Here is a 4,612-nt window from a genome sequence, read left to right on the forward strand (position 1 = left end):
CATACATATTCCATAGAGAATCGACTCTAGATAAGATATTTTGTGCTAAAGAATAATCTAGCTTCTCCCCTCCACAAAGCGCCTTTAGACTTTGACTTCCCTTCCAGCCAGACTTTATAAGTAAAGACCACGTAACAGGGGTAGCCTGCATAACAGTGATCTCTTCTTTAGAAATGATATTAATGATCTTCTGGCTATCTTTCGATTCAGATGAAGAAGCTAAATATAAACTTGATTTACAATAGAGAGGAAGAAATATTTCTAAAAAAGAAATATCAAAACAAAATGTTGTAACTGCGAGTAAAGTATCATCTGAAGACATCTCTGGAGTAGATGCCATAGAGAATAAAAAATTATTTAAATTTGAAAAGGTAACTTCTACACCTTTTGGATTTCCAGTACTACCTGACGTATAGAGAATATAGCATACTGAACTTTGATTTATTACAGAACTTGACACAGTCCTATAACCTTCTTTCAAAATATTCTCAAAGTATAATGACTCAACGTCAGTGCTTACTTTAGACAAGTGTTTGGAAGTAATTATCACCTTTGCCTTTGAGTCTTCTAAAATAAACTTTGTTCTTTCTTCAGGATAACCAATGTCTAGAGGTATATATGGATTACCATTGTACATACACCCAAGCATCGATACTATATAATCAATACTTCTTTCTTGGTAGATTGCAACTCTCTCATTAGAGGTTATTCCAAGAGAACGTAAACTATTCCTAACTTGATAGGCTCGCCTTATTAAATCTCTATAACTAATACTTCCTTGGTCAGATTTGATCGCTATCTTATCAGACAAATGAGAGTTAGTAATGAAGTCAAGAAAATGAGGAACACTAGAAGAGATATCTCCGTGTAGAATAGATTTCTTATCACTTTTCTTAAGGGAAGGAACGAGGGACCCTAGTGTGGTATTACATTGCCCCGAAGTTATTGAACTAAGAATATCAACAAAGTTTTCAACTAGGTCTTTCACTTCTTTCAAATTTATAAAGTCTTCATTAAATTCAAAACAAAAGAACAGTTCTTTTTTGACTTTAGTTACATACATATCTAAATCTGTGTGTGAATATTTCCTATCAATTTCTAATATATTTACACCAAGTTCATCTAATCTATTGTATATGTCTGTTAAGTCTAAATATGAAAATATCATATTAAATAAACTAAAGTTTGAATTTTTAGATTCTTCTTTAACAACTTCTAAGAGTGGCATCTTTTGATTCTTAGTGAGAAAATTAAACTCTTCTAAAAAGTGTAAAAAAGATTGTTCTATTGTATCTTTACCGGAATACTTAAGAAGAAGAGGTAACGTATTAGTGAAATTCCCTAAAGTTCTTAAGAACTTTAAATTTGATCTACCATGCGTTGAGATACCAATCGACTGAAAGTCCTTATTTAAAACTTTTGCAAGAGAGAGGCTCATAATAAATAATGTCTTTTGGAAGAAAGAAGTATTAGGCACTAGATTTAGAGCATCAATCTTACTTATCAATTGGTCATCATACTTCACTCTGTACACAACACTTTGATTATTTATTTTCTTAGGTAAAATTTTAGAATTTTCTAAATCTCCCCTATAGGATGAAATCTTTTCTCCCCACACATTTAGAGAGTCTTTATAGGAGTCACTCTGGAGATATTTTTCTTCATAAAAATAATATTGGTCAAAGTCTTTAGTCGCTTTCTTAATAGATGGAGAAAAAAGATTAAAAAAGAATTGAACGTTACTTAGTCCATCAATGATTATGTGATGAAACCTTGAATAGAAGATATATGAGTCTTCACCAGTCACAAAAACTTGAAACTCATACAACTCATCACCAAACAATGGCATTTCTCTGGCGACATCTTCTTCAACATACTCAATAGCTTCAGAGTAGCTAATATTATGAACAATCAACTTAATATTGTGATTCTCTTTTCTCTCAAAGAGGAGATGATTACCTTGTCTAGTTAGTCTACGTTTAAATATATCATTACTATTTAAAATATCATTTAATTTATTCTTTAATTCGCTTTCACTGAATCTTTTATTAATAACAAGGGCCGTACTTATTATATTTGAAGTAGACTTTGAATTTAATGAACAATAGTTAAAGATTTGTTTCTGCCCACTTGTGAGTAATAAACTATCATTACTCAGTTCATTCTTAACTTCATCTTTAGTAGATTCAATTTTCTCCAAAGTGTATGATATGACTCTAGATTCTATGTCTTTAATTGCTTGGAACTCAAAAAAATCATGAAGCTCAATATCAATAGAAAATTGAGACTTCAATCTATCACATATACTAATGGCCCTAACAGAATCTCCACCATGATCAAAGAAGTTCAATTCAGGATTCATGTCACTTAAAGAAAGTTCAGAAGAAATAATTTCACGAACTTTTAAGATAATGTATTTTTTATTTACCATGATATATTTATATAATGAAAATGAATTTTAGTACATTAACTCTAGAGAAGGTAAAAAATCATCCCCACTGGATACTGGTATCTTTTGGTCTATTAAATAGTATTATTACTTTCTGTCTCCCAATGGTACTGGTGAGAATCTTATCAGTAGAAGATTATGGCCTTTATAAAACCTTCTTTACAATTTTACTTTTTATACCTTTCATGAGCATGTCAGGAGGACCTCTCAACTCCTTGTATTACTGGCTTAATCAAAAAAATGATATTTCAAAAATGATAAAAGCAAACTATGCCCTTCAAGTCATTCTAGGGTTATGTTTTTTTATTCTATCTATTCTTGTTGTTTCATTCACTCAAGTACTGGATGAATTCGAGCTTAAAACTAAATTTTTCTTGATAATTATTGGAATTATAAGTTGCCCAACGGCATACTTTTCCGAATATTTAATAGCAAAAGGAGAAACTTTCAAAGGATCAATATTATACTTAATATTTGAAATCATAAAAGTTTTAGGATTTATATTTACTGCATATTTTTATGACCTCAATACGCTTTTTATATTTTACTTTTTCTATAATATTACTTGCTTTGTTTTCTCTATCATAATGGGGATTAAATACAATATTATTGGAGTAAACTTCTCCGGTTCCCACTTAATCAAGGCAGTCTCTTATTCTCTGCCACTTTCTTTCTCTGCATTTGTATTTTATTTTATAGAACGTGTTGATCATTTATTTCTAATCAAGTTTTTTACTGTTGAGGACTACGCTTTCTACGCTGTTGGCTGTCTAGTATTTCCTCCTATTCTCATTCTAGAAACTTCATTTCAAAAGAACTTAATTCCGAGGTTAACCAACTACATTTATTCAAGAGATATAGAAAGTGTGAACTCACTGATTAAGTGGTATATAAATCGTACATCAAGTTTGATGATTCCGATTGCTATCTTTACTTTCTTTTTCTCTGATCAGATCATTACATTTCTTTACGGTGAAAAGTTTCAGGATGCGGGTAAATATCTACAATTATTTTCTATTACTTACCTACTTCCAATTATCCCATATGATAGTATTCAAAGATCTTCTAATAATACAAAATCGATACTCCTTAAATCAGTTCAGATACTATTGATATACTTAACAGTACTTTTTATTACAGGACCGTATTTAAATCAAACAGAAGTTCTAACAATTAGTTTACTTGGAAAAATACTTTATAGACTCTATATATTTTACTCGGGAACAAAAACAATAAATCTATTTCTGTCTATCCCATACTTAGAACTTTTCATATACACATTCTTTTCACTAGTGTGTTTATTTTTAGTTCTTAGCTTTCAAAGTATGCTAACTAATACAATTATAACTTCAGGGATTGCTTATTGCTTACTATATTCGCTCTTATTCTACATCAGGCATCGTTTTTTTAGAGACAAAGAAACTAGTTAAATAGGTAAAGTGTTATTCTTTATTCTGTATAGCACATGCCGTCTTAGCTTATGTCCTTCATCAAGAAAAGGATGATCAAACTCACCAGAGATATCTCTATTCATACCTATCTTTTCCATAACTCTAATTGATGCTAAATTTAATTTTGAAGTAAATGATACAATTTCTTGCAATCCTAACTCTTCAAATGCGAACCGTATAACTTCCAATGCACCTTCTGTTGCATAGCCTTGTCCCCAGGACTGACGATTTAGTCTCCAGCCAATTTCGGTACAAGGAGTAAAGTGTGTTTCATAGCTAGGACGAGCCAATCCAATAAAACCTAGAAACTCTCCTGTTTCTTTGACTTCTACTGCTAAAAGTCCAATATCATTTTTTTTGATTCTTTCTGTTTCTCTATCAATAAGCATATCGCTAACTTCTCGAGAGTACGTTGAGGGAAAGAAACTCATTGTTTCTTTGTCACTATTTAATGAGGCAAAAGGCTCTCTATCTTCTTCCTTCCATTGGCGAAGAATTAGTCTTTCTGTTTCTAAAATCATCACTTCCCCCGATTATACGAACTAGAGTATAAAATATCACATGACGTAGATCAAATTGCATTAAAATATGCATAAGGTATAGGATATACTTAATCCTAAAAGGGCATAAAATGATAGATACAATCTTACATCCAAAAAATAGATTTACGTGGGCATTATTAGCATTTCAAGGTGGTTTTCTAAATGTTGCA

General features: G+C 31.0%; 3 protein-coding genes. 1 reads left to right on the forward strand and 2 read right to left on the reverse strand.

What is annotated here, in order from left to right; translation table 11 throughout:
• A partial coding sequence (locus ABX784_RS15515) for an AMP-binding protein (protein ID WP_372655974.1) occupies positions 1 to 2,431 on the reverse strand: 2,431 nt, incomplete at its 3' end.
• 14 nt (positions 2,432 to 2,445) lie between these two features.
• On the opposite strand from ABX784_RS15515, the gene ABX784_RS15520 reads away from it, so the two are divergent.
• Entirely contained in the window at positions 2,446 to 3,879 is a 1,434-nt protein-coding gene (locus ABX784_RS15520; RefSeq protein ID WP_372655975.1) for a lipopolysaccharide biosynthesis protein, read from the forward strand.
• Here the strand turns inward: ABX784_RS15520 and ABX784_RS15525 are convergent.
• A complete protein-coding gene (locus ABX784_RS15525) occupies positions 3,876 to 4,421 on the reverse strand; it encodes a GNAT family N-acetyltransferase (RefSeq protein ID WP_372655976.1) in 546 nt (181 codons plus the stop codon). The two genes, ABX784_RS15520 and ABX784_RS15525, sit on opposite strands and share 4 nt — an antisense overlap.
• Positions 4,422 to 4,612: the final 191 nt, after the last annotated feature.

Source organism: Halobacteriovorax sp., assembly GCF_041587335.1.
Taxonomy (GTDB): domain Bacteria; phylum Bdellovibrionota; class Bacteriovoracia; order Bacteriovoracales; family Bacteriovoracaceae; genus Halobacteriovorax.